Below are 25,889 nucleotides of genomic sequence, written 5' to 3' on the forward strand. Positions count from 1 at the left end.
GCCTCGCATTGTCAGCGGGGCAGTTTAAAGACGCTCCACGGATCACCCTTGATGTCGAAGGCGATATCCAGGGATACCCCTTCTCCATTGCCGGCCGGTGACATGATGGTCCACTGCACTGTCGAAATGTTTCTGTTTCTGTCGAAGGCCGCCGGCTGTTTCGCCTTCTGGAGAAGGCGGTAAAAGCTCCAGTATGAAGGCGGAACCTCGATCGTTCTCTTGATTCTGGCCGATCTGCTCCGGCCCGCGAACTCGATGCCCACAGCCGCACTGGACGGGTCTTTCCAGGAGCATCGTATCCTCTTCCAGGATGGCTTCTGATTGAAGCCAAAGACGGCGGAGTCGCCCACATACAGATAGGACAGAGCGGCCAGCGGCTCCCGGGGAGGCATCAAGGGCAGGGGGGCGGGGCGAACCATGAATTCGAGGAATTTTTCCTTTCCGTCCCTGTCCCAGAGGACATCGCCAAGCTGCTCGATGGCGTTGAGAGTCGGCAGCATCGTCTCGGGAAGCTTCAGGACGTTGTAAGGGCTGCTTCTCTTCCGCCAACGTTGTCCCTCTTCTCCGCAGTAGGGCAGGAGCAGGGCCTGAAAAGACCGCCGGAAATGCCCGGCGGGGTGTGTCGCATTCCGGAGCTCTTCAATGGAAACGTCCTCACCGGAGGCGGGAAGAAAGGGAAATTTATGCTGCAGGGGCTGGATGTCGGCCTGCCGGAGCTCTTCCCATGTTTTCGCGATGTCGGATTCAATCTCGGCCATACCCAGAAAATAGGCCTGCCATACCGGCGCCAGAAAAATGTCCTGCCAGGGGCGGGGCACGGCGACACTCTCAAGCCAGCGCTTCACCAGGTTCACGTAGGAGTCCTTTTCCTGGTCGAGGATTGCAAACGCGATCCGGCCGAGGGGAGACAGGCGGTTTTTGAGCAGGGCATGAGATTCCTCCTTGTCCCGCTTTTCACCCTGTCCCTGCTGTTCCTGGATATCCGCCAGCATCTGCTCCATCAGGGCTTTGTATCGATCCAGCTCCGGAAAGGTTCCCTTCTGCTCGCCCATGAGGCGCTTGATGAAATCGAATTCCGATAGATGCCGGGAAAAAATCTGCATGTATTCATTCGTACCGGGATCAATCCGGATATTATCCTGTATGCTCACCAGCACCTCCCGGAGGGGTGACGAGGGAAGGACCATCTGGCTCAATACAAAGCGGAGTGCCCCCGGGGATCCGGCCTTGATGTCGAATTCCATGTAATACCTTCGGTAGGACTGGGCATAGCGACGTCCGTAGATGTCAACTTCCTTGAGAAGGAAATTCGTAACATGCTTTTTGCCCTGGGGGTCTATCGGCAGACTCTCTATGAGCGCGGGAAGTTCCGACAAGATCGGCCGCACCCTTTTTTCGACGGCATCCCTCGTAAATCTGCCGTCCACTCGCGCTGAACCGATGAACAGGAAGCGTCCGTCATTGGACGGGTTCATGATGAGGTCATCAAACTCCTGGTCCGACGGAAAAAAGAGCAGGCCGTCCTGGCGCTGATGCTGATTCACAAAGTCCCGTAGAAACGCGTTGATCCTGCTGCGGTTGATGAGGTCTTTCCACTGTCCGGCGCTGAGGCTGAAGTCTTCGCCGCCCAGGGAAAAACGGAAGGTCCAGTCTTTCTCGGCCTGGGGATCCTTGTAACTGAGCATCACCTTGAGGTTTTCGAGCAGGCCGGCCAATCCGGAACCCGGCGCCGTCTCAGGATAATTCATGCTGGAGTTCTTGATGAAGTTCAGGGAATTTTTGATCGCCTCCTGCCGGAGTTCGGATTCCTGGATCACGATCATATCCAGGTGGATATCCGGCGGGACCTCTTTTTTCAGCAGCTTCGCCAGCCGGACCGTGAGGTCGTAAAGCTCCATCTGCTGGATCACTCCGAGAAATTGCTCCGTGTCCTTCTGGAGCTTTTCGAATTCCATCCTGCTCATGAACGGCTGCTGGCAGAAACGGCGGATTTCCCTGAAGTACGCCATCCAGCGGTTGGGATCATCCACGGCGCCATGGGACTGACGGAAGGAAAGCTTCTTCCCGGCTAGGGAAACATCGGAGGACGAAACATTGTTGTGGACGTAGTCCTCGATCATGGTTCTTGGCAAATTAAGGATTTTTGACCAGGAGGTGGGATTTTGCTGAATGAGCTGCCCCAGATCGTTGTCCCGTGTGGCATAGATCAAGGCCAGCAGATAGATGGCCCTGTCCTGGGCGGCATGAATGCTGCCCTTGTAGTAATGCTCAAAGCCATGGATGGTGATGACCGCGCCCGTCGGAGTCTGCGGCTTGGCCGCCATTTCTGTGGCCAGCCTGTCCAGTTCCGGAAGCAGATATAGCTCGCGGATGTTTTCCATGGAGCGAAGCGTGATTTCCCTGTTCCGTGATGAAAAAAAATCCGGCAGAACTTTTGTGACGGGGTGCTGATCCGCATAGACAGCGGGTAGAAGTTCGTGCATCTGCTGATCATATCGGGCGGGAGGATCCGTTTCCACGCGGTCCAGGCCACGGTATCGCTCCACGATCAGGCTTCGCCCGTGAAAGTATGCCGCCCCGAAAAAAAGCAGTCCCGCCAGGCCTATGGCGGCTGCTGCCAGCCGGTGCCTGCGATGCGGGTCGATTTTCGAAATTTCCTTCGCCGTCAGCAGGGGGGCGAAGGGATTCAGGACGGGGAGCTCCTCTTCAGCCTGTGATGTCAGGTAGAAACCGGTGATCTCCGGCTCCAGCGACAGGGGGTCAGCTTCCTGAAGGCTTCTGACAAACAGGGAGAGATCCTGAAAAACTCTCGGAGCCTGGCAGAGAAAGGTCATCGCCCTGAGGTACTGGTCCGCCGGAAGCGAGATCAGCGCGCGGGTCAGGTGTTCTTCGCAGGGATCCAGACATCCGGAGAGATCATAACGATCCGTTCTGGCAGTGGGTTCCTGCCTCTGCCCTTCAACGGGAGTTCCGGGGCTTCCGGAACGGTCCCTGTCCCCGCCTGCCGAGGGCCATTCGAGCTTCAGGGGGATGTTGCCCTGGGCCAGAAACCTGGAAAATTCCAGGAATCCCTCGAATTGGTCCAGATGGGTCAGGACAAGGCGCACGGGGATCGGTTTTTTACAGATCTGTCCGAGCAGGTTGATTTTCCCCCGGATCATCTGCGCCTTCTGCCGGAGAGATTCCAGGTGGCCCGGTTCGTCCGGCGAAAGCTCCATGGCGTTTAAGGCAATGACCACGGTGGGTTTCCTTCTCCTGAAGAGGGGTTTCCAAAGTTTCAGCAGGGCCCGGCGGGCAGCCTCTGATGTATCGTCCAGCAGGGACGCCGGTATTTCCTGAACCAGGACCTTTGACCCGAGGTAGATCTGCAGCAGGGGGTTTGCGGTGAAGCTTGGATAAAACTGCCGCGCATGCCCCTGCCAGTCCGTGTAACGGTCAATCAGGGTGCTTTTTCCCGAGCCGGCCTGCCCGAACACGATGAAGTGCTCATAGGTCATGATATTCGGCCTGATCGACCAGGGGATTGCTTTCAGAAATTCCTTCCATATTCCGGTAAGACTCGAAGCGGGCATCTCCTTCTTCAGGGCTTTCCGCTCCGCGGAGGACCCGGCCTTGATCTCCAGGGTGCCCGGATGGCGGCGTTTTCTGATCCGGTAATAGACGAGCAGCCCCACCAGGATCAACAAAACCAGTGCCGCAAGAATGGCGAGAAGAGTCGGCCAGTTGTCCAGTGTGAAGAAATTCCGGACATATCCGGTTATCCGGGAAAGCGAATCCATAGAATATCCACCTTCATGAGCTGATAAAAACAGGCTCCGAGTCCTGCCTGAAACGCGATGATGATGCCGATCATCCGGCTGCAGGAGCCGGAAACTTAATGCTCGCCCTGCGGTTCTGCAACGCCGACCGTCTTTATGACCAGTTGCCCCCCGTCGACGGAGATGCAGACGGTATCTCCCGGCTGGATTTTGCCGGAGATGATGTCTTCGGCCAGGGGGTCCTGGAGATGCGTCTGGATGACGCGATTCAAAGGCCGGGCGCCCATCAGGGGGTTAAAGCCCAGTTGAGCCAGGAGGGTCAGCGCCTCCTCCTTGAACTCCAGGGAGATGCCCTGTTCCCTCAGCAGCCTGGCAAGGCGCTTGAGCTGAATATCGGCGATGGTTTTCATGCCTTCGATGGTCAGCTGCTTGAAAACGAGGATATCGTCCAGGCGGTTGATGAATTCCGGACGGAAATGGGAGCGCACGGCCCTCATGATCGCCGCGTTCATCTCCTGGATTTCCTCCTCCGTTTCGGCGGGCTGAATGCTTTCCGATCCGAGATTGGAGGTCATGAGCACCACCGTGTTGGCAAAATTCACCGTCTGTCCCTGGCTGTCCGTCAGGTGTCCGTCATCAAGAAGCTGCAGGAAAAGGTTGAACACGTCGGCATGGCCCTTTTCAACCTCGTCGAAGAGGATCACGCTGTAGGGTTTGCGCCGAACGCTGTTGGTCAGGACGCCGCCTTCTTCATAGCCGACATAGCCCGGGGGGGCCCCGACCAGGCGGGCCACGGAATGCTTCTCCATGAATTCGCTCATGTCGATCCGGATCAGTGAGCGCTCGTCGTCGAAGAGAAACTCCGCCAGGGTTTTGCATACCTCCGTTTTCCCCACGCCCGTGGGGCCGAGCATCAGGAAGGAGGCGATGGGGCGGTTCGGGTTCTGTACACCGGCCCGGGAGCGCCGGATGGCCTTGGCGATGGTTGAAAGGACATGGTCCTGGCCGACAACCCGCTGGCGCAGATGATCTTCCAGGTGCAGCAGCTTGTCGATTTCGGATCCGAGGAGCTTGGAGACGGGGATGTGGGTCAGCCTGGAAACCGTATCGGCGATGTCGTCTTCCGAAATGGTCCTGCGCAGGAAGTTCCGGCCGGAAAGATCCACATCGGCGTATTCCGCCAGGATCCTGTTGCACTCCGGGATCACTTTGTACTGCAGTTCGGCCACCCGGGAGAAATCTTCTTCCCGGATCTTCTGCTCCATTTCCTGGTTGGCCGCCTCCAGGTTTTTCTTTGCCTTCTGAATCTCCGCCAGGGCCTTCCTTTCCTTTTCCCATTGTTCCGTCAGCTGGCGGCTCCTTTCCCTGAGCTCTTCCATCTCCCGCTGCAGGTGGCCAAGGCGTTCGGCCGTGTTGGAGTCCGATTCATGTTCCAGAGCCCGGATCTCAATTTCGAGGTTGACGATCCGGTGGTCCATCTGCTCGATTTCTTCGGGTTTTGACGAAAGGCCGATGCGCAGGGAAGCCGCCGCCTGGTCGATGAGATCCACGGCCTTGTCGGGAAGAAACCGGTCCGTGATGTAGCGGTTGGAAAGCTTGGCCGCCGCCGCAAGGGCGGCGTCCAGGATCTGGACCCCATGATGGACTTCGTATTTTTCCTTGATTCCGCGCAGGATCGTGATGGTTTCGTCAAGGCTCGGCTCGTCGACCATTACGACCTGAAAGCGGCGCATCAAGGCGGTATCCTTCTCGATGTGCTTTCGATATTCCTCCAGGGTGGTCGCCCCGATGCAGCGGATTTCACCCCGGGACAAGGCGGGCTTGATCAGGTTGGCCGCGTCCATGGCGCCTTCCGAGCCGCCGGCGCCGATGAGCATGTGAATTTCATCGATGAAGAGAATCACGTTGCCGGCATTTGAGACTTCCTGCAGCAGCCGTTTGAAGCGCTCCTCGAATTCACCCCGGTATTTCGCCCCGGCGATGAGCTGCCCCATGTCAAGGGATAGAATGGACGCCGATTTCAGGTCTTCGGGGACATCTTCCCGGACAATCCGCTGGGCCAGGCCCTCTACGATGGCGGTTTTGCCGACCCCCGGTTCCCCGATGATGATGGGGTTGTTCTTGAGCCGGCGGCTGAGAATCTGGATGGTGAGCCGAACTTCCTGATCCCGCCCGATGACGGGATCCAGGCCGCCTCGGCGGGCCCGTTCCGTAAGATCCTGGGTGTATCGGGCCAGGTACTCAAAATCGCCGGATCCGCTTTCTCCTCCCGAAAAACGGCTTCTTGGCGGCTGCTGGAGCAGGGCCTCGAGCTCAGGCTGATCCGCACCGGCATCGGCAAAGGCTTCGGAGATTTCTTCCAGAGCGAGCATGCCCAGAACGATGTGATGGATGCCGATGTATTTATCCCCGGCCCTCTGGCTTGCCTCCTCGGCGAGGATGAACACTTTTTCCAGGTCACGGTTGATGGGGGTCTGCGAAGTGCCTTCCCTGCCCTTCGGCTGAGTGAGCAGTTTGCCGTCCACCCTCGCCCCGAGGGCATCCAGATCGATGGATGTCCGGGAAAGATAGCTTTGAATGAGATCATCGTCGGGTTGGAGCAGCGCGGAAAGCATGTGCCAGGGAGTTACATGCTCGTGATCCCTTTTCACTGCAAGCCGGCAGGCGCTTTCAATGCTGTCCTGGGCTTTTACCGAAAACTTTTCGATCAGCATGCTGGTTGATCTCCTTTAGGTGGGGTTGATTTGAAGATCCAGTGGAAATGGGCTCAATAGCCGTGCCCGTGTCGATATGCTCCCGCTTTCCCGTTTCCGTCGCAGGGTTCGCGGGGACTGCAGCCATGGAATCGGGTTCCTGTCCGGCTCTCTTTTATGCAAATCCCCGATATCAGGTGCTTGCATGAAAAATGAGCCGGTCGTCTTCGACAAGCCCGATAATGACCGCGTAAAATATTCCGTAAAGAAGTTGAATGAGCGAAGGGAGGATTTTGATGCTGCAAGTAAAAAAATCATTCGACGTTTCATTGTGCCAACCCAGCGTGAACATGATGAAAAAACAGCAGAAACACTTATATCACAGATTATATCGAAAAAAAAACAAATCTTGTCAATGTTGCAGCAGGCAAAACGTTCGGTATCGCGGACAGGCCGGCCTCGATCTCGTTCCCTGTGCTCCGGGACCGGATCCGGCGGCCTTGCCGCTTGTCAGAAGCGGATAAATGGACGTTTCATTCCTGAACGTCCGGGTAAGGCACGAGTATGTGCAAGAACTTTGCCGGATTTTTCGCCGCCGGCCTGCCACAGAGCCCGGTCATCCCTTCCATAAAAGAACTTGACTTTCCTCCTGCGGAAACTTATTTTCCAGTAAATTCGCAAGGGAATATTATGCAGGGAGGTTTGATCATGCCCGGTTTTGAACTGATGGGCCCGGAAGAACTCAAGGAAGTTATGGAGGTCATGGAGACGGGCGTCCTCATGCGCTACGGTTTTGACAGCGAACGGAGAGGTGTTTTCAAGGTCCGGCAGTTTGAAGAGGAATTTGCCCGATACTGCGGCGCGGGATATGCCCTGGGGGTCACGTCGGGATCCTCGGCCCTCAAGATCGCCCTCACCGCTCTGGATGTCGGACCCGGCGATGAAGTCCTCGTTCCCGCCTTCACCTTTCTGGCGACCTGGGAGGCGGTCCTTGAAGTCGGGGCGATCCCCGTGATGACGGATATCGATGAAACCCTCAACATGGATCCCGCCGACATGGAACGCAAAATGTCTCCTTATACCAAAGCGGTTGTTCCGGTGCATATGTGCGGCTCCGGAGCCCGCATCGACAAAATCCTGGAAACGGCCCGCCGGCACAACCTCCTCGTCCTGGAGGACAACGCTCAGGGATGCGGGGGCTCTTTCTCGGGGAAAAAGCTGGGCACCTTCGGCGACATGGGAATCTTCAGCTTTGATTACTATAAAACCATGACCACCGGCGAAGGCGGCATGGTGATCACAAACAGCGAAACCCTCTACCATCGGTCCGATGAGTATCATGATCACGGCCATGACCACAATCCCAAGGTCAGCCGGGCCATGGAGGGGCGGTCGATCCTGGGCTTCAATTACCGGATGAATGAGCTCCAGGGGGCCATTGGCCTGGCCCAGCTGCGGAAAGTCGATGCCATGATCGCCGAACAGAAAAAAAACAAAGCCGCGATCAAGGGCATGCTGTCGTCTGCGAAAGGGGTCACGTTCCGGGAGCTTGTCGATCCCCAGGGCGATACGGCCACCTTCCTGGCCTTCAATCTTCCCGATGAAGGTACGGCGGAGAAATTCCAGCAGGCCCTCGCCGCCGGAGGTGTCGATACGGTCTGCTACAAAAGAAACGCCTGGCATTACCTGCCGAACTGGGAGCACTTCCTGTCGCAGTCGACGGCCAATTCGAAGAAGTTCCCCTTTTCCAGCCCCATGAACGGGCGAACCGTGAGATACGATCGGCAGGACATCCCACAGGCGGAGGATCTTCTGGGCCGCACCCTGGTCATGGGGATCAACATCCGGATGCCCCAAGAGCGGCTGGCGGCGATTCGGCAGGCGATTGAAAAGGCCGCCGACGTCCTGTAACCTTAGACATCAAGGAGAACGCATCGTGTATATCGTCACCGGCGGGGCCGGTTTCATCGGCAGCGCCTTCGTCTGGAAACTGAATTCGGAAGGCATCAACGACATCCTGATCGTGGACAATCTGGGAGAGACGGAAAAGTGGAAAAACCTGGTCAATCGGAGCTATGCCGACTATGTCCACAAGGAAGATTTCCGGCATATGCTGGACGAGGATATTCTTTCGGCGGACAACATCGAGGCCGTGGTTCATCTGGGAGCCTGCTCGTCCACGACGGAGCGGGACGCCGACTACCTCATGGAGAACAACTTCCACTATACCTGCGACCTGGCCCAGTGGGCGCTCAGCCATGACATCCGGTTTGTCTACGCCAGCTCCGCGGCCACCTACGGAAACGGATCCCAGGGATTCGACGACGACCTGGATGGGATCGACCGGCTCCGGCCGATCAACATGTACGGCTATTCCAAGCAGCTCTTCGACCAATGGGCCATCCGGCGGGGATTGATCGACCGGATGGCGGGGGTCAAGTTCTTCAATGTCTTCGGACCCAACGAATACCACAAGGGCGACATGACCAGCGTGGTCTTCAAGTCCTTCCGCCAGATTATGGATACGGGGCGGGTGCGCCTTTTCAAGTCCCATTCCCCCGATTACACCGACGGGGGGCAGAAACGGGACTTCGTTTATGTGAAGGACTGTGTGGACGTTCTCTGGGCGTTTGTCCGGCATCCCGAAATCAACGGGATCTTCAACCTGGGCACCGGCCGGGCGCGAACCTGGAACGACCTGGTGGAGGCCGTTTTTTCGGCGATGAACCTGCCGCCTCAGATCGATTACATTGATATGCCGGAGTCTCTCCGCGGGCAGTACCAGTATTTCACCGAGGCGCGGATGGAAAAGCTTCAGGCGGCCGGCCTGGGGGCCGATTTTCATACCCTCGAGGAAGCCGTGGCCGATTACGTCAAGAATCATCTCCAGGCCGACAACCCCTATCTGTAAAAGGAAACATTGAAAGCACCATGAAAATCGTCTGTATAATCCCTTCCCGCTTCGCTTCAAGCCGCTTTCCGGGAAAGCCCCTGGCCGATCTCTGCGGAAAGCCGATGATTCAGCATGTCTATGAGAGGGTTCTTCAATCGGCCCTTGTTTCCGCTGCGGCGGTGGCCACGGATGATGACCGGATCTTCGAAGCCGTGGAAAAATTCGGCGGAAAGGCGATCATGACGGCGGGCCGCCATCGCTCCGGAACGGACCGCATCGCCGAAGCCGTCGAATCGCTGGATCTGGAAGACGAGGACATTGTCGTCAACGTCCAGGGGGATCAGCCGATTTTTGAGCCGTCCCAGATTGACGAGGTGACCCGTCCGCTCCGGGAGGACCCTTCCCTGCCCATGTCGACCCTGATCTACCGGATTGTCCGCAGGGAGGAGATCGCCCACCCCAACTGCGTCAAGGTGGTGTTCGACTCCGACTTCAATGCCCTCTATTTCTCCCGGTCCACGATCCCGTACGTCCGGGACGACCGCCATCCCGCCGCCCATTACAAGCATCACGGGATTTACGCCTACCGGAGATCCTTCCTCCGGACCTTCACCGAACTGGAAGAGGGAAAGCTGGAGCGGCTCGAATCGCTGGAACAGCTGCGCGCCCTGGAATTCGGCTATCGGATCCGGGTGGTGGAAACCCTCCATGATTCCGTGGAAGTGGACGCCCCGGAAGAGCTGGCCCGGGTCCGGGAGATCCTTCTGGACCATGCGGTTTAGAACTCCTCTGTGATTTTCTCGATTTTTTCTCCAGGTGACAAAAAAAAATGACAAGCCCGGTCTACCGGACTTGTCATTTCAGCAAAAGAATTAGAACGTTGAAATAGAAGACCCTGCAGTCGATGAGACTAACGGCTCATCCTTCTGCGGAGAGCGGCCAGGCCGGCAAGACCCGGGGCAAAGAGCAGAATGGCGCCGGGAATCGGAACCGTGGGATTGGGGTTGGGGTTGGGAATTGAACCACCGTCAATAGAAAGGGCCGATTTTGAAAGAGTCACCAGCCAATTCCCGCCCGAGGTTGTATCTATATCCATCCAAATCTTAAGTCCAGTAACGATGTCATCATAAAAGTTGGGGGCCAAAGTAAAGGTCGTATAGGACCAGATGTCGTCGGCACCAGCTAGTTCACCAAGCAGCACCTTGTTTGCACCGTCATAGGCATAAATAAGATCATGTTCATACCAAGAAGCTGAACTTGCATTATCGACATCAAAGGCGCTGATGTTTAAGGTGGCGCTCGTAATGGTGTTGGGGTCCACTGCAAGGGCAGAGTGCTGCCATCCCCAATCTTGATACTGATCACGATAATACGGGGTGCTGTACTTAAGCGCATCACTGGGCACAAAATAGCCTGTGGGTGCTTGTACTACATCCGTAAGTGGTGCCGCCTGAGCAAGGCCGGTCAAGGCGAGGAGCAGGCTGGCGAATAACAAGGTCGCGATTCTCTTTTTCATTTTTTTCTCCTTAAATAATGATCGTTTCTTCGTTGACGTTAAAAGCAAAAAACTCACCCGTGTGGAGGATCCAATAACCTGCGTTCCGTGGCGGTTAAACCACCAACTCGGCATCCATGTACAACCCGCCACATTCTCCGGTCCGCCTATCACCTCCTTTTTCGGGAAAAAGCCGTGTCGAGGCCTGAGCGTGAAGTTGGCGCCACGCCGGACTCCACGGCCCTTTCTCTAATCCTCAGAAATGAGGAGTATTCATACGATTCCGGCTGAAAAGCTGACAGAAGCCGGAGCCTCTTTCTTCCGCTGCAGTCCGCAGACTGCGAACACATTCCTCTCAAGAGCGGGGATCGTTTATGAGCGCAGCATATAGAAGAGGTACTTTCCACACAATCGGGACGGGACTGATTTTTTGTTGCGGGAAATGATGAAATGGCATGGTGCAAAACCTTAGGACGGACGGGTTGTAACCATGATAAACCGTGGTTTTACCGGAGACCAGGGAATCAGGAACCGCATGTCCTTTGAACGGGATTTTTCTCCCCGGCTTCCTCTATGGAAGAAGGGGTGGACCGTTTGAAATCCAACGACATGCGGCGCTGCCGGCATGACCGGCAGCGCCGCGGAAGAAGTGCGACTGGAGGGTTGCTGCACGCGGGTTGACTGCGTCAGCATCCGGACCCGTTCACCGGCCGCCGTCTGAAGGCCGTCAAGCCGATCAGGCCGCTGGCCAGAAGCCAGACTGCGGCCGGAATGGGGGTGGCGATCAATTGATCCTGCCGTGCGTAGGAGAGATCCCCTTCGTGACCGGGTACCCACAGGCTGGCGACCTTGATGCCGTAGGCGCCATTGCTGTCGTCATCGGCGTTTTCCAGGCTTCCGAACTGCGTGAGAACGGCATTCAGGAAGATGTTCGAAGCCCCCCCGGCATCGGCATACGTTTCCTCATTTTCAAGGTACCAGATGGCATGCTGGAGGGCCGCAGCGGACGTCTCGCGTTGAGATTCCGTTCCGTACTGGTATCCGCTTAACGATCCCCGGTTGAAGTGGCTGTAAAGGTATGCTGTGCCGATTGAAATGGGATCCCCAAAATTCGTGTTCTGGCCGCCGCCGTTCGCCTGGTTGCTGATCGTAACGGAGTATGACGCACCGGTGTAGAGATGTTCGTCTTTTTCCAGGCAAAAGGATTGAAACGTCCCTGGCTGCGGTGTGGATGAAAGGGGATTTTGTTGTTTGATGTCTGAGGTCGTTCCCGAAACGTACCCGGCGAGGATCGACTGTAAGGCATGATCTGCCTGCAGCGTAAACTCGCCACCCTGACCGGATTGATAAGGCCCGTAACTGCTGCCCGTCGTGATCGTGTATGCCGCCGCCATTTGCGCAGCGAGGATCAAAATGGCTGTGACCGCCGTCATCAACATCGCTCTTTTAATCATGGTCTTGTCCTCCTCCTTCTTCTTTCCTCTTCGGTATGGTTTGTGTTCGACAGGGTTGTCGTCAGGATGCGGTCCGTGGTTGAGTTGGAATCTTCCGTGAATTGAGGGAAATGATCCTGACGTAGGGGAAAAATACAAAAGAATCAGGTTTTTGCCAATCGGGAGAAAGTTGATTTTTTGTTTAGGAAGCCGGTAAAAGGAGCAGGGAAAATACCTTAGGAGTACCTAGGGAATATTCCTGACGGATTTTGTCGTTTCCTGAAGATCTAGGGCAGGAGAAGCTGGTTGTCCCTGGAGCGGGATTCTCCGATGCTGGTCACGGAGATGGCGGGCCGGCCGAGGACGGGGCATTTGGCTTCGCAGATACCGCAGCCCACGCAGAGTTCCAGATCCACGTGGGGCTGCCGCAGCGTCAGGAGCCGGCCTGTCCGATTCTTCACAGGAACCGTTTCGAACCAGATCGCCTTTTCCGGGGTGGGGCAGACCTCCTGGCAGACAATGCAGGGAGTTGCATGGGCGAAGGGGAGGCAGCGGCCCTTGTCGATCATGGCCGTGCCGATGCGGACCGTCGCCTTTTCCTCCAGGGTCAGATTTCGGATCGCCCCCGTGGGACAGACCTGGCCGCAGAGAGTGCAGCGGAATTCGCAGTATCCGATCCGGGGGACAAGCATCGGCGACCAGATCCCGTCCAGTCCCGCTTCCAGCAGGGTTGGCTGCAGGCCGTTGGTGATGCAGACCTTCATGCACTGCCCGCACTTGATGCATTTTTTCAGAAAATCCGCCTCTTCCAGGGAACCGGGGGGCCGGATCAGACGGGGGTCCGCTGCCCCGGCCTTTTTCAGTGGCGTGGTGTTGAGCAGGGGAACGGCAACCGTGCCGGCAGCGATGGCCCCGATCACCCGCCGCTTGCCCAGATCCAGGGCGGCCCCCGAGCCTTTCCGGGAAAACCCGAAAGAGACGGCATTGCGGGGGCACAGATCGTCGCAGTTCATGCAGAGGAGGCATTCCGATTTGCGCCACTTTTCCTTCGAATCCGGTGCGGCCCCGCCGGGGCAGATCTTGGCGCAGACGCCGCAGCCGTTGCAGACCTCGCTGACGGAGCGGTTCAGCAGGGCGTAGCGGGAACAGAGCCCGAGAAGTGCGCCCAGGGGGCACAGATATCTGCACCAGAAGCGTTTCTCCCGCAGATTCAGGGCCAGAATTCCGAAGAACAGCAGCCCGAGAAACAGTGCCTGCTGGAAATGAGGCTGCTGGAACGAGAGGAAGCCTTTTTTCAGCAGGGCGTAGAGAAATTCGGAGCATTTTGTGAGGACGGGAAGATCCCAGGTATAGACGGTGTCAAAAACGCTGACGACGGCACTGTGAACCAGGGGGTAAAGGGCCAGCGACAGGGACCGGATCAGCAGGGAAAGGGGATCGGCAAGACCGGTCAGTTGAAGGCCGAACGCGGATGAAACCAGGAGGAAAATCAGCAGGAGGTATTTCCCTAAATAGAGATGGCCGGGTTTTCCGGGACCCCTTTCCTTCTTCAGGCAGCCTGCCAGGTTGTGCAGGGTTCCCAGGGGGCAGATCCAGCCGCAGAACACCCGGCCCAGCAGGACTGTGGCCAGCACAACGGCAAGGGCAAGCAGAACGGGGGTATAAAACCGGCGGGTGGACAGGACCGTGGTGATGTAAAGAAGCGGATCGGCCTCCAGGAAGAGCTTGACCGGATAGCCCAACTCGTTGGCTCCCCGGGATTCCGTCGAAAGGAAAAGCCAGAGAAAAAGGAGCAGAAAGAGGGCCTGAGACAGGCGTCGGATATTCTTCAGCATGAGACGTTGATGTCGTAAGAAAAATCGCGAGCCTTCCGGCCCGCGGCGAAATGCTTACAGGGTGATCCTCTGGATTTTCATGGCCGCCAGGTCCATGCTTCCCAGGCGGCGCTCATGACCGATGCGGACAAACCCCAGGTCGGCCGGCTTCATCCCGAAAAGGGTGGCTCCGAAGGCGTCGACGGCCACGGCGTCCGTACCGGCGATGACCATGTTGAGCTGCCGCACGTCCGCCAGTCTGCCCCCCTGAGGACCGTTGTCCGTCAGGATCCGGACGGCATCGAGGATCGTCAACGTGGGCCGGATGAACATCGCCAGATCCACGAGGCTTTCGTCGATGCGCTGGTGGATCCGTCCCCGCCAGCCGCCCATCACCCCCATCCAGTTTTTCATCCCCAGGGTCAATCGGGAGGTCCCATGGGTTTTGGCGATCGGGATGTTGATGACCTTGTCCGCCTCGAAGACCTCCGTGTACAGGGGCCATGATTTCAAGGAAGTTCCGTTAAGCCGCATATCCTTGAATTTCCGGCTGTCCGTGTAGGAGACGGTCGCGCCCGCGGCGGATGCCGCAGCGGCGATGCCGCTCTGCGTGTAGGTCCTCCGCGGGTCGTTGACGGGATGATCGAAAACCTTGACCTGCTTGGCGCCGGCCTCGAAGCAGAGCCGGACGACGGCGGCGACGACTTCGGGGTTCGTGTTGGCGGCGTACTCCGGGGTGCGGTCCCAGCCGATGTTGGGTTTTACAACCACGATGTCCCCCCGCGAAACGAATCGCTTCATCCCCCCCAGGCTGCCGATCGCTGCCCGGACAATTGCGGCGGGAGGTGTTCCCCGGGCAACGGCCAGATCCGGCCTCTCGGCGGCCTGAAGGACGTTCAGAACGGGGTCCAGACCCGCCGGCAGGCTCAAGGCCGCTCCGGTCACCAGGGCTGATTTCAGGAAATCTCTACGTTTCATGGAAATCCCTTCCTTGAACAACATTGCCGATCCTGGAATGATGGCCGTCATGCGGGTGGCAAAAGGCAATTTCGTTGTGCCGGGTCCTGCGATTTGACGAACTCCCGCCACCTACGCGCACAGAATACACTAATATGGACGTATTCGCCATAAAACGCTGAAGGCGGCGCGAAACATTCCTGATGAAAGAACGAGGATTTTCTTTGAGAAGAGTTTGATCTTTCAGCACTGATGATTTAATGTTAGTGAAATTGCTGCACAAGGGGCAAGGAAAAGATGAGATTTCCGAACTTGAAGAGCCTTCTGCCCAGGCATTGGCGGGTCATGACCTTTTATCAGCGCTTCGAAAGCCTGGTCGCCATGGTGATCACGCTGCTGATCACGATCGTGATCGTCGTGACCATCTACCGCCTGTTTATCGAAGTGATCGGCGGCATTGTTCTCGGGCCCATGGACCCCCTCGATCACAGGGTCTTCCAGACCGTCTTCGGCGAGATCCTGACGGTCCTGATCGCCCTGGAGTTCAGCCATACCCTCCAATACGTGGCCACCGGGCAGCAGAGCGCTCAGACGAAGGTGATCCTTCTTATCGCCCTGCTTGCTGTAACCCGGAAATTCATCATCCTGGATATCAAGGAGACGACGCCCCTTGTCATGATCGGTCTGGCGGCCATCGCTCTGGCGCTGGGGATCGTGTACTGGCTGCTCCGTGAGCGCGATGACCGCCTCGAACGGGCCCGGGGAGGCTGTAATCCCGGGAACCCATTGATGGATACCGCAAGTCGCCGACGGGAGGAGGACAAAGGGGAATCTTGCAGCAATTCATGAAAATTGTGATTCATCCCTGTTTTCTCGAAGATCAGGTAATGCGGAATCAGGGAGATGGCGCCCTATGCCGGGATGATCCGTTTTCCATGGGGAACCGTTCTGTTTCTTTCAACTCATCAAGGCTATCGGAGGTATGGTTATGGAACTGCAGGAGGCCATTCTTAAAAGACGCAGCATAAGGAATTTCAGCCGGGACGATGTCACAGACGATCAATTGCGGCAGATCTTCGAAGCGGTCCGCTGGTCTCCGTCCTGGGCCAATACGCAGGTCTGGGAGTTTGTCGTGGTGAGGGATAAGAAGTTGATCCAGGGGGTTACCGAAACCTATTCCGAAAAAAATCCCGCTAGAAAGTGTTCCCTTGCCGCTTCAGCCCTGATTGTCGCTTGCGCCAAAACGGGGCTGTCCGGCTGTTACGGAGGGAAGCAAGCGACCAAGCACTCCGACTGGTACATGTTTGATCTGGGCCTCGCGACTCAGACATTGTGCCTTAAAGCCTGCGAGTTGGGTCTGGGGACGGTTGTCGTCGGTCTCATAGATCATGACGCATGCAAGAAATTGATCGGACTGCCCGATGATCATGAAGTGGCTGCCGTCATTCCTATTGGAAGGCCCGCTGTTGAACTGAAGGAAGGTCCTCCGCGCAAAGCCGTATCCGAAATGGTGCATCTTGACAGGTTCGGCAAAAAGATGTTTTAGGTTCATCCAGCTAAGGCGCAATTTTTGAAAAATTCGTCCTGTACGTGAGTCCGGAGCGGAGATGCGACGCAGTCGACATTTCACATACCAAAGCAGGAATCCAGAGTTCTTGGGCATTTGATGCAATGCCGTTTGTAACTCACATCGCCTGCAAACCAATTTTCGAGAGAGTCGCCTTACAACAATCCTTCCTGCAATCGGTTAAGCGTCACTATTGCAAAGACGGCTTGATTGCAATCCGCAATTGACAAATTTTCCATAAATTACGAAGTTCGTTTTTAGTCCTTATTACCATGATATCCGAAATCTTCTAGATGACTAGCGACTTGAAATTATGGAACATTTCACTTTTTTGCCAAATTATCATGTGGTATGTTGATAACAAAAAATCGGGAAAAACGAACTTCGTATATTAATTGTTATGCACTCACTGAAAAATCCCATGCTACTATTCACAAGTGTTCCATACTTAAAGCTACACTTGTTATTAATAACATATACAACAGGAAAATAGAATGACAACTACCCAACAGCGCGCAGCCCTGCAACGCCAGATCTGGCAAATCGCCAACGATGTTCGTGGCGCAGTCGATGGCTGGGATTTCAAGCAATACGTACTCGGCACCCTGTTCTATCGCTTTATCAGTGAGAACTTTGCCAGCTACATCGAAGGCGGTGACGACAGCATCCACTATGCAGCGCTGCCTGATAGCGTCGTCACCCCGGAAATCAAAGACGACGCCATCAAAACCAAGGGCTATTTCATCTACCCGAGCCAGCTTTTCGCCGTTGTTGCCGCCAGCGCCAACACCAACGAGAGCCTGAATACTGACTTGGCCGCCATCTTTGCCGCCATCGAAAGCTCCGCCAACGGCTACCCCTCCGAACACGACATCAAAGGCCTGTTTGCCGACTTCGACACCACCAGCAACCGCCTCGGCAATACGGTGAAAGACAAAAACGCCCGCCTGGCCGCCGTGCTCAAAGGCGTGGCCGAACTGGACTTTGGTGATTTTGATAGTAGCCACATCGACCTGTTCGGCGATGCCTACGAGTTCCTCATCTCCAACTACGCCGCCAACGCCGGCAAATCCGGAGGTGAGTTTTTCACCCCGCAGCATGTGTCCCGGCTGATTGCGCAGCTCGCCATGCACAAGCAAACCAGCGTCAACAAGATTTACGACCCGGCCTGCGGTTCCGGCTCCTTGTTGCTGCAAGCCAAAAAGCACTTTGACGCCCACATCATTGAAGACGGCTTTTTCGGCCAGGAGATCAACCACACCACCTACAACCTGGCGCGGATGAACATGTTCCTGCACAACATCAACTACGACAAGTTCAACATCCAACTGGGCAATACCCTGATCGCCCCGCATTTCGGCGATGACAAACCCTTTGATGCCATCGTTTCCAACCCGCCGTATTCGGTGAAGTGGATCGGTTCGGACGACCCCACCCTGATCAACGATGACCGTTTTGCCCCGGCAGGCGTGCTGGCGCCGAAATCCAAAGCCGACTTTGCCTTCGTGCTGCATGCCCTCAGCTACCTCTCCAGTAAAGGCCGTGCCGCCATTGTCTGCTTCCCCGGCATTTTTTACCGGGGCGGGGCCGAACAAAAAATCCGCCAGTATCTGGTGGATAACAACTACGTCGAAACCGTCATTTCCCTCGCGCCCAACCTTTTTTTCGGCACCACCATCGCCGTGAACATTCTGGTGCTCTCCAAGCACAAAACCGACACCACTACCCAGTTCATTGATGCCAGCGCCCTGTTCAAGAAAGAAACCAATAACAACGTGCTGCTGGACGCACACATCGAACAGATCATGGAGGTGTTCGACAGCAAGGCGCATGTGGCGCACTTTGCCCAAACGGTGCCGTTTGAAACCATCGCCGCCAACGATTACAACCTCTCGGTCAGCAGCTACGTCGAGGCCAAGGACAACCGCGAAGTGGTGGATATTGCAAAGCTTAATGCGGAGCTGAAAACTACCGTGGCCAAAATCGACCAGCTGCGGGCGGAGATTGATGCCATTGTGAATGAAATTGAAGGAGACGAGGCATGAGCGAGGTGATTTTATACACCACGGATGATGGTGCGACGAAAATTGACCTGCGCTTTGAAGATGGAACGGTCTGGCTTACACAACTTGAACTGGCGGAACTTTTTCAAACCAGCAAGCAAAACATCAGCAAACACATCAAAGCGATCTTCGACGACCAGGAATTGAGCGAATCGGCAACTGTCAACCAAAAGTTGACAGTTCAAAACGAGGGCGGCCGAGGGGTTTCGCGCAGGCTTATACTCAACAACCTCGTCTCAGCCTATTTTGACCTGGCTGAATTGAATGCCATCGAAGAGCGCGAAATGCGCATGGCCGATTATGTGCGCGAGCTGGATAACATCCTCAGTTCCACCGGGCGCGAGCTGCTTGATCATGCAGGCAGCATATCCCATACACAGGCGGCAAACAAAGCCAGGCTGGAATACAAAAAATACAAAGCCAAAACGCTGGCCAATGTGGAACAAGACTACCTGAAAACCATTGCGAAACTGGAAAAACAGGCCAAAGAAGAGAGCCGTAAAAAATGAGTACAAACAATTTTATGGGCAGGCTGTTGGATGGTGTTGCGGTGGAGTGGAAGGCGCTGGGAGCAGTTACAACAATCAAGACAGGCCAATCAGTAAACAAGCAAATGATTTCAGCCAACCCTGGCGAGTACCCTGTAATTAACAGCGGTCGCGAACCTCTTGGCTTTATCAACGAATGGAATACTGATAACGATCCAATTGGTATCACGACACGGGGCGCAGGAGTTGGATCAATTACATGGCAAGAGGGTAGGTACTTTCGTGGAAATCTGAATTATTCAGTCACGATCAATAGTCTTCAAAAAATCAGTACTAGATACCTTTATCACCTTTTGCTCGAAATGCAGCCGGAGATACAAGCATTGTGTACATTCGACGGTATTCCGGCTCTGAATGCAGGAAACTTAAAGGAACTGCAAATCCCCATCCCCTGCCCTGGAAATCCAGAAAAATCGCTTGAAGTCCAGGCCGAAATCGTCCGCATTCTGGACGCATTTACCGAGCTGACCGCCGAGCTGACCGCCGAGCTGACCGCCCGCAAAAAACAATACAACTACTACCGCGACCAGTTGTTGAGTTTTGAAGAGGGCGAAGTGGAGTGGAAGACGCTAGGAGAGTTGGCTGAAAATCTTGATTCGATGCGAAAGCCAATCACGAGTGGCTTGAGAGAGCCGGGCGATGTTCCGTACTATGGTGCATCCGGCATTGTTGACTACGTTAAAGACTACATTTTCGACGGGGACTTTTTGCTTGTTTCTGAAGATGGTGCCAATTTGGTGGTACGAAACACCCCAATTGCTTTTAGCATCAGCGGAAAGAGCTGGGTGAACAATCATGCCCACGTTCTTAAATTCGAGACATATGCCGAACGAAGATATGTTGAATACTATTTAAACAGTATTGATCTAACGCCATATATCTCTGGCGCAGCTCAGCCAAAGCTAAACAAAAAGAATTTGGAAAGCATCAGCATCCCCAATCCCTCCTCTGAGGAAAAATCCCGCATCGTCGCCATCCTGGATATATTTGATGCCCTGACCAATTCCATCAGCGAAGGATTGCCGCGAGAAATTGCATTGCGCCAGAAGCAATAACAGAAATACCACAGGACCACCACTATTAAACTACAAAACCAGAAATTGGCAACATAAGATAAAACTCACTTATGTGAAGTGCCAACAACTGAAAGACGCCAACAAGGAGATTAAGCTGATCCGCTCTACCAACAGCAATAGTGAACCTTGCCTTTCTACACCGAATTAAATAACTAGTTCGCAAATCAGAAGAACGAAGTAGAAGAAAACGTAGTACGGCAAAATCAGCCAAGTTATCATACAACAAGATTTTTACAGCTATTCGCCTTCACTGAAGACATTTCTATTGGGATAACGATTGAACAAAGATACCAGGAACGGGCTGAAAATCCAGCCAACTACTTCCACGGATTAGGTGCTAAGGATCAAGGTCAAGGACAAAACATCATCCGACCTTTCAACGTTACATATCAACGATAAGCTCACGCCCCGCTTTAACGAAGAATATCAGGTTAAAGGCGGGGACGATAAAGAGATCACCATCAAAGCCTTCTCGGAAGTCACTTTCTCTCTTGAGCGTGGTAATGATGAACACTCAGGCAATCTGAAAATATCCAAAGGTGAAGAAAGTAATTTCATCTGGAGTATTTTCTACGCGCTGCTTGAACAGGTGATTGGCGTTCTCAATGTTCCAGATCCCGGCGAGCGGGAAACAGATCAATTCAATCAGCTGGAATATGTGTTTATTGACGATCCGGTCAGCTCGCTGGATGAGAACCATTTGATTGAGTTGGCCGTCGACCTGGCACAGTTGATCAAATCGAGCGAGGCAGATGTCAAATTCATCATCACCACCCACAACCCGCTTTTTTACAACGTCTTGCACAACGAGCTGAACAGTGGTGACGGCAGCTACAAGAAAAAGAGTTTTGAGAAGTACCGGATGACGAAGCTCGATGATGGCACCTATCAGTTGATCAGTCAACCCAACGACTCGCCGTTTTCCTATCATCTCTATTTAAAGTCAGAGCTCGAAAAAGCCATCGAGAGCGATCAGGTGAGCAAGTATCACTTCAACTTCTTGAGAAATATTCTCGAAAAGACCTCCACCTTTCTTGGTTATAAAAAATGGGGCGATCTGCTGCCAAGAACCGATGATGGCAAAACCAACCCGTATGAGGCTCGAATTATCAATATCTCCAGTCATTCGAGACACGCGGGCGAAGAAGTGGCTGATCTCACTGAAGATGACAAGCGCGTTTTACGTTTTCTGGTGAATGAACTTAACAGCATGTATCGCTTTCAGCAGACTGAAAGAACTCAAGGGTAAAGCATGTACGAATACAAGACCGTTGCAGAATCCAATAACTTCATCGTTCTGGATAAATACACCAAGGAGTGGAAAGTCGCTGAAAGCTACCAAAGCGAATACGATCTGGAACGGGAGTTTATTCAGGATTTGCAAAATCAGGGCTATGAGTTCCTGCCCGACTTGAAAACATCGGAAGCCTTGCTGGCCAATGTGCGCATCGCTTTGCAAGCGCTCAATAGCGTTCAGTTTTCTGATGGTGAATGGCTGCGCTTTGTCGAAACCTGGCTCGATAAGCCCAGCGATGGCATCGTCGAGAAATCCCGCAAGATTCACGACGACTACATTCACGACTTTGTCTTTGACGATGGGCATATCCAGAACATCTACCTGCTGGATAAAAAGAACATTGCCCGCAACAAGGTGCAGGTCATCAAGCAGTTTGAGCAAACCGGTAGCCACGCCAACCGCTATGATGTGACGATTCTAGTCAGTGGCTTGCCACTGGTGCAGGTGGAGCTGAAAAAGCGCGGCGTGGCGATTCGCGAGGCCTTTAACCAGGTGCACCGCTACAGCAAAGAGAGTTTCAATAGCAAACACTCCTTGTTCAAGTATTTGCAGCTGTTTGTGATTTCCAACGGCACCGATAGCCGTTATTTCGCCAATACCACCCAGCGCAACAAGAACAGCTTCGATTTCACCATGAACTGGGCGAAGGCGGATAACAGTCTGATCAAAGACCTGAAGGACTTTACCGCTACCTTCTTCCAGAAGCACACCCTGCTCAATGTATTGCTGCATTATTCGGTGTTTGATGTCAGCAACACGCTGCTGGTGATGCGCCCTTACCAGATTGCTGCTACCGAGCGCATTTTGTGGAAGATCAAGAGCGCCTGGCAGGCCAAGAACTGGAGCAAACCGGAAAGCGGTGGCTACATCTGGCACACCACCGGCTCGGGCAAGACCCTGACCAGTTTCAAGGCGGCTCGCCTGGCCACCGAGCTGGATTTCATCGACAAGGTGTTCTTCGTGGTGGATCGCAAGGATCTGGATTACCAGACCATGAAAGAATACCAGCGATTTTCGCCGGACAGCGTGAATGGCTCGGACAGCACCGCCGGCCTCAAGCGCAACCTGGATAAAGACGACAACAAGATCATCGTCACCACCATCCAGAAGCTCAACAACCTGATGAAAGGTGAAGGCGACCTGCCCATCTACAACAAGCAGGTGGTCTTCATTTTTGATGAGTGCCACCGCAGCCAGTTTGGTGAAGCGCAGAAAAACCTGCAAAAAAAGTTTAAAAGTTTTATCAGTTCGGCTACCGGCACGCCGATCTTCCGCAAACGCCCTCGGTGCGGAAACCACCGCCAGCGTGTTTGGTCGCGAATTGCACTCCTATGTCATTACTGATGCCATTCGCGATGAAAAGGTGCTCAAGTTCAAGGTGGACTACAACGATGTGCGCCCGCAGTTCAAGGCCATTGAAACCGAGCAGGACGAGAAAAACCTCAGCGCCGCGGAAAATAAACAAGCCTTGTTGCACCCCGACCGTATCCGCGAAATTACCCAGTACATCCTGAATAACTTCCGGCAGAAAACCCACCGCCTGCAAGCAGGCGCCAAGGGCTTTAATGCCATGTTTGCCGTGAGCAGCGTGGATGCCGCCAAGCTGTATTACGAGTCGTTCAAGGCATTGCAGAAGAACAGCGACAAGCCCCTGAAAGTGGTCACCATCTTCTCGTTTGCCGCCAACGAAGAGCAGGATGCCGTGGGCGACATTCTGGATGAAAGCTTTGAAATCTCAGCGATGGACAGCAGTGCCAAAGAGTTCCTGAGCGCGGCCATTGCCGACTACAACGCGTTCTTTAAAACCAATTTCAGTGTGGACAGCAACGGCTTCCAGAACTATTACCGCGATTTGTCCAAGCGGGTTAAATCCAAGGAAATCGACTTATTGATCGTGGTCGGTATGTTTCTCACCGGTTTTGACGCCCCGACGCTCAATACCTTGTTTGTGGATAAAAACTTGCGTTACCACGGTTTGATGCAGTCCTATTCGCGCACTAACCGCATTTATGATGCCACTAAGACCTTCGGCAATATCGTCACCTTCCGCGATCTGGAAAAGGCGACCGTGGATGCCATTACCCTGTTTGGCGATAAAAACACCAAAAACGTGGTACTGGAAAAGAGCTACAAGGAATACATGGAAGGTTTTACCGATGTGGTCACCGGCGAAGCAAGGCGCGGCTTTATGGATGTGGTGAGCGAGCTGGAGCAGCGCTTTCCCGATCCCTCCGCCATTGAAAAGGAGTCCGACAAAAAAGCCTTCGCGAAGCTGTTTGGCGAGTATTTGCGGGTTGAAAACGTGCTGCAAAACTACGATGAATTTTCCAGCTTAAAGGCCCTGCAAAACATTGATATGAACGACCCAGAGGCGGTTGAGGCGTTTAAAGCCGAACATTATTTGAATGATGAAGACCTGGCGGCGCTGCAAACCATTAGGATTCCTGCTGAGCGCAAAATTCAGGATTACCGCTCCACTTACAACGATATCCGTGACTGGTTGCGCCATGAAAAAGCGGCCAATGAAAATGAAAAATCAACCATCGATTGGGATGATGTGGTGTTTGAGGTGGACCTGCTGAAATCTCAAGAGATCAACCTGGACTACATTCTGGAGCTGATTTTTGAGCACAACAAGAAAACCAAAAGCAAAGCCGATTTAGTTGACGAAGTGCGCCGGGTGATTCGTGCCAGCCTTGGCAATCGCGCCAAAGAAAGCCTGTTGGTGGATTTTATCAATCAGACCGACCTTGACCAGATTGGCGATAAGGCCAGTGTTATAGAGGCCTTTTTTACTTTTGCCCGAGAGAAACAACAACGAGAAGCCGAAGAATTAATTAGTACAGAAAAACTTAACGCAGAAGCCGCTAAACGTTACATCACTACATCGTTAAAACGTGAGTATGCCAGTGAAAACGGCACGGAGCTAAATGCAATACTTCCCAAAATGAGTCCGCTTAATCCGCAATACTTGACAAAAAAACAGAGTGTATTCCAAAAGATTACGGCTTTTGTTGAGAAGTTTAAGGGCGTGGGTGGGCAGCTCTAATCTAAATGTTTAATGTATGCATAACAAGGCGCTGCACTCGGACGGCAATTCCGCTGCGCTCCATTGCCGCCGGTGAGCTTGGGTGTTGGGCAACGGCAATTCAATTTTAAAAGGAGTAAAGGCATGTTGAAAAAAGTCGCTATGGTCGTTTTTTTTGTTATGATTTCCGTGGGCTTATCGATGGCGGAAGATGCCGTCGGGAAGGATTACGGCAAGCAGCCGTGGGTGGTCGACATCGAAGATCTGACAGTAAAGAATGAAAATTTCCGTACCGCGAAGTGGACGGGTCGGAACCTTCAGATGACTGTTATGTCGCTTAAGCCAGGTGAGGAGATAGGCTTGGAGAAACATGACGAGGGCGATCAGTTCATCCGTGTTGAAAAAGGGAATGCCCGTGTTGTGATGGGCGCGTCGAAGGATAAAATGACTTTCGATAAAAAAGTTTCAGATGACTGGGCCATCTTTATCCCAGGCGGTTTCTGGCACAATATTATCAACGAAGGGGATAAGCCGCTCAAGGTTTACGTTATTTACGCTCCACCCGAGCACCCCGCTGGAACATTGCACAAAACTTTCAAGGAATCGGAAGCCGCCCATGGGCATTGACCGGGGTGGAGGGGACAGTCATTACCAAAAACCTACAAGTGATAAAAAACGTTGCCAACAAGTCGTTCCAGTGGACCCCGCAACAGAGCGGCTCCACTCGGAATTGGAAAATAAACTTTACCGAGAGATATTGCCAGGCAAGGCTGGTCGCCCCATAAAGCAGAAAGAAATTTAATACGGGAAGTGTCTCTCTATTTCCCTGAATCATAAAAAAAAGGAGAAGCATTCATGCAAACGACATCAATTAAGTGTTCTCATTGCAGCAAGGAGCATGGAATCCGGACCGTGCACGTCTGGCTCGCAGACTCGGATCAGTACGTGGAGCAGACTCAGATCGAGGAGGCGGAATTCTTTGATATGGAAGCGTTGAACAAGCATCCCCAATTCAAGGCGGAGTTGGAAGAGGAGTACGGGCGCCCCGCGGACTTTGTCGTGGGTCCCTATACCGGCTGGTGCCTACGGTCTGCTGCCTAGATTTCCTTTTCCGGCGGTTGGCCGGACTCCGCCATCTGAATCGATTTTCAGGCTTCATATCCAATACGTTAACCGCTATGACCCCCCTCGGCGGGTGCGCCGGTTCCGGAATCCCGGCCAGGGCGGATGAAAGCAGCCCCACGGCCGGTTGACCGTGAGGAGCGCC

The 25,889-nt window shown here is 54.1% G+C and carries 17 protein-coding genes and 2 pseudogenes; 13 read left to right on the top strand and 6 right to left on the bottom strand.

Annotation, left to right across the window (positions count from 1 at the left end; all coding sequences use genetic code 11):
* Window positions 1-11: 11 nt before the first annotated feature.
* Both AB3175_RS10640 and AB3175_RS10645 read right to left on the bottom strand, forming a co-directional pair.
* Window positions 12-3,779: a hypothetical protein gene (locus AB3175_RS10640; RefSeq protein WP_367360922.1), complete on the bottom strand. Its 3,768-nt coding sequence runs from the start codon at window positions 3,777-3,779 to the stop codon at window positions 12-14.
* A gap of 95 nt (window positions 3,780-3,874) precedes the next feature.
* On the bottom strand, window positions 3,875-6,472 hold the full coding sequence (locus AB3175_RS10645; protein ID WP_367360923.1) for an ATP-dependent Clp protease ATP-binding subunit: 2,598 nt from the start codon (window positions 6,470-6,472) through the stop codon (window positions 3,875-3,877).
* A gap of 184 nt (window positions 6,473-6,656) precedes the next feature.
* On the opposite strand from AB3175_RS10645, the gene AB3175_RS10650 reads away from it, so the two are divergent.
* The 4 genes from AB3175_RS10650 (at window position 6,657) to kdsB (ending at window position 10,126) form a co-directional block, all read left to right on the top strand.
* Window positions 6,657-7,082 (top strand): hypothetical protein, encoded by a 426-nt coding sequence (locus AB3175_RS10650; RefSeq protein WP_367360924.1) that lies wholly within the window; start codon window positions 6,657-6,659, stop codon window positions 7,080-7,082.
* A gap of 77 nt (window positions 7,083-7,159) precedes the next feature.
* On the top strand, window positions 7,160-8,362 hold the full coding sequence (locus AB3175_RS10655) for a DegT/DnrJ/EryC1/StrS family aminotransferase (protein ID WP_367360925.1): 1,203 nt from the start codon (window positions 7,160-7,162) through the stop codon (window positions 8,360-8,362).
* Between the two features lie 25 nt (window positions 8,363-8,387).
* Entirely contained in the window at window positions 8,388-9,362 is a 975-nt protein-coding gene (gene rfaD, locus AB3175_RS10660) for an ADP-glyceromanno-heptose 6-epimerase (RefSeq protein WP_367360926.1), read from the top strand.
* A 20-nt stretch (window positions 9,363-9,382) separates the two neighbouring features.
* The gene (gene kdsB, locus AB3175_RS10665) at window positions 9,383-10,126 is read left to right on the top strand and encodes a 3-deoxy-manno-octulosonate cytidylyltransferase (RefSeq protein WP_367360927.1); all 744 of its coding nucleotides are present in this window, start codon (window positions 9,383-9,385) and stop codon (window positions 10,124-10,126) included.
* A gap of 128 nt (window positions 10,127-10,254) precedes the next feature.
* On the opposite strand, the gene AB3175_RS10670 is transcribed toward kdsB, so the two are convergent.
* The 4 genes from AB3175_RS10670 to AB3175_RS10685 form a co-directional block, all read right to left on the bottom strand.
* On the bottom strand, window positions 10,255-10,860 hold the full coding sequence (locus AB3175_RS10670; RefSeq protein ID WP_367360928.1) for a hypothetical protein: 606 nt from the start codon (window positions 10,858-10,860) through the stop codon (window positions 10,255-10,257).
* A 665-nt stretch (window positions 10,861-11,525) separates the two neighbouring features.
* On the bottom strand, window positions 11,526-12,293 hold the full coding sequence (locus tag AB3175_RS10675; RefSeq protein ID WP_367360929.1) for a VPLPA-CTERM sorting domain-containing protein: 768 nt from the start codon (window positions 12,291-12,293) through the stop codon (window positions 11,526-11,528).
* Window positions 12,294-12,559: 266 nt separating this feature from the next.
* On the bottom strand, window positions 12,560-14,107 hold the full coding sequence (locus AB3175_RS10680) for a 4Fe-4S binding protein (protein WP_367360930.1): 1,548 nt from the start codon (window positions 14,105-14,107) through the stop codon (window positions 12,560-12,562).
* 54 nt (window positions 14,108-14,161) lie between these two features.
* Window positions 14,162-15,064, bottom strand: a complete 903-nt coding sequence (locus AB3175_RS10685; RefSeq protein WP_367360931.1) for a DUF362 domain-containing protein — start codon at window positions 15,062-15,064, stop codon at window positions 14,162-14,164.
* A gap of 276 nt (window positions 15,065-15,340) precedes the next feature.
* On the opposite strand from AB3175_RS10685, the gene AB3175_RS10690 reads away from it, so the two are divergent.
* The 9 genes and pseudogenes from AB3175_RS10690 to AB3175_RS10730 all read left to right on the top strand — a co-directional run bounded on the left by AB3175_RS10690 (window position 15,341) and on the right by AB3175_RS10730 (window position 25,723).
* Complete coding sequence (locus AB3175_RS10690) at window positions 15,341-15,892, top strand: phosphate-starvation-inducible PsiE family protein (protein ID WP_367360932.1); 552 nt, start codon at window positions 15,341-15,343, stop codon at window positions 15,890-15,892.
* A 139-nt stretch (window positions 15,893-16,031) separates the two neighbouring features.
* Window positions 16,032-16,589 carry a nitroreductase family protein gene (locus tag AB3175_RS10695; protein WP_367360933.1) on the top strand — a complete coding sequence of 186 codons (558 nt, stop codon included), beginning with the start codon at window positions 16,032-16,034 and terminating at the stop codon, window positions 16,587-16,589.
* A 515-nt stretch (window positions 16,590-17,104) separates the two neighbouring features.
* Complete coding sequence (locus tag AB3175_RS10700) at window positions 17,105-18,655, top strand: type I restriction-modification system subunit M (protein WP_367360934.1); 1,551 nt, start codon at window positions 17,105-17,107, stop codon at window positions 18,653-18,655.
* Window positions 18,652-19,182 (top strand): RhuM family protein, encoded by a 531-nt coding sequence (gene rhuM / locus AB3175_RS10705; protein WP_367360935.1) that lies wholly within the window; start codon window positions 18,652-18,654, stop codon window positions 19,180-19,182. The genes AB3175_RS10700 and rhuM overlap by 4 nt, the downstream gene beginning before the upstream one ends.
* Window positions 19,179-20,276: a restriction endonuclease subunit S gene (locus tag AB3175_RS10710; protein WP_367360936.1), complete on the top strand. Its 1,098-nt coding sequence runs from the start codon at window positions 19,179-19,181 to the stop codon at window positions 20,274-20,276. Before rhuM ends, AB3175_RS10710 begins: the two co-directional genes overlap by 4 nt.
* Before the next feature lie 58 nt (window positions 20,277-20,334).
* Window positions 20,335-21,546, top strand: a pseudogene (locus AB3175_RS10715) (AAA family ATPase).
* 3 nt (window positions 21,547-21,549) lie between these two features.
* A pseudogene (locus AB3175_RS10720) lies at window positions 21,550-24,643 on the top strand (HsdR family type I site-specific deoxyribonuclease).
* Between the two features lie 123 nt (window positions 24,644-24,766).
* On the top strand, window positions 24,767-25,249 hold the full coding sequence (locus tag AB3175_RS10725) for a cupin domain-containing protein (protein ID WP_367360937.1): 483 nt from the start codon (window positions 24,767-24,769) through the stop codon (window positions 25,247-25,249).
* 228 nt (window positions 25,250-25,477) lie between these two features.
* A complete protein-coding gene (locus tag AB3175_RS10730) occupies window positions 25,478-25,723 on the top strand; it encodes a hypothetical protein (protein ID WP_367360938.1) in 246 nt (81 codons plus the stop codon).
* Window positions 25,724-25,889: the final 166 nt, after the last annotated feature.

Origin of the sequence: Syntrophus sp. (in: bacteria) (genome assembly GCF_040768185.1) — a bacterium.
Taxonomy (GTDB): Bacteria; Desulfobacterota; Syntrophia; order Syntrophales; family Syntrophaceae; genus Syntrophus; species Syntrophus buswellii.

Coding starts and splice junctions, on each gene's coding strand:
- AB3175_RS10640 (WP_367360922.1), bottom strand. CDS start 3,779: ATGGATTCGCTTTCCCGGATAACCGGATATGTCCGGAATTTCTTCACA.
- AB3175_RS10645 (WP_367360923.1), bottom strand. CDS start 6,472: ATGCTGATCGAAAAGTTTTCGGTAAAAGCCCAGGACAGCATTGAAAGC.
- AB3175_RS10650 (WP_367360924.1), top strand. CDS start 6,657: ATGAAAAATGAGCCGGTCGTCTTCGACAAGCCCGATAATGACCGCGTA.
- AB3175_RS10655 (WP_367360925.1), top strand. CDS start 7,160: ATGCCCGGTTTTGAACTGATGGGCCCGGAAGAACTCAAGGAAGTTATG.
- kdsB (WP_367360927.1), top strand. CDS start 9,383: ATGAAAATCGTCTGTATAATCCCTTCCCGCTTCGCTTCAAGCCGCTTT.
- AB3175_RS10670 (WP_367360928.1), bottom strand. CDS start 10,860: ATGAAAAAGAGAATCGCGACCTTGTTATTCGCCAGCCTGCTCCTCGCC.
- AB3175_RS10675 (WP_367360929.1), bottom strand. CDS start 12,293: ATGATTAAAAGAGCGATGTTGATGACGGCGGTCACAGCCATTTTGATC.
- AB3175_RS10680 (WP_367360930.1), bottom strand. CDS start 14,107: ATGCTGAAGAATATCCGACGCCTGTCTCAGGCCCTCTTTCTGCTCCTT.
- AB3175_RS10685 (WP_367360931.1), bottom strand. CDS start 15,064: ATGAAACGTAGAGATTTCCTGAAATCAGCCCTGGTGACCGGAGCGGCC.
- AB3175_RS10690 (WP_367360932.1), top strand. CDS start 15,341: ATGAGATTTCCGAACTTGAAGAGCCTTCTGCCCAGGCATTGGCGGGTC.
- AB3175_RS10695 (WP_367360933.1), top strand. CDS start 16,032: ATGGAACTGCAGGAGGCCATTCTTAAAAGACGCAGCATAAGGAATTTC.
- AB3175_RS10700 (WP_367360934.1), top strand. CDS start 17,105: ATGACAACTACCCAACAGCGCGCAGCCCTGCAACGCCAGATCTGGCAA.
- rhuM (WP_367360935.1), top strand. CDS start 18,652: ATGAGCGAGGTGATTTTATACACCACGGATGATGGTGCGACGAAAATT.
- AB3175_RS10710 (WP_367360936.1), top strand. CDS start 19,179: ATGAGTACAAACAATTTTATGGGCAGGCTGTTGGATGGTGTTGCGGTG.
- AB3175_RS10725 (WP_367360937.1), top strand. CDS start 24,767: ATGTTGAAAAAAGTCGCTATGGTCGTTTTTTTTGTTATGATTTCCGTG.
- AB3175_RS10730 (WP_367360938.1), top strand. CDS start 25,478: ATGCAAACGACATCAATTAAGTGTTCTCATTGCAGCAAGGAGCATGGA.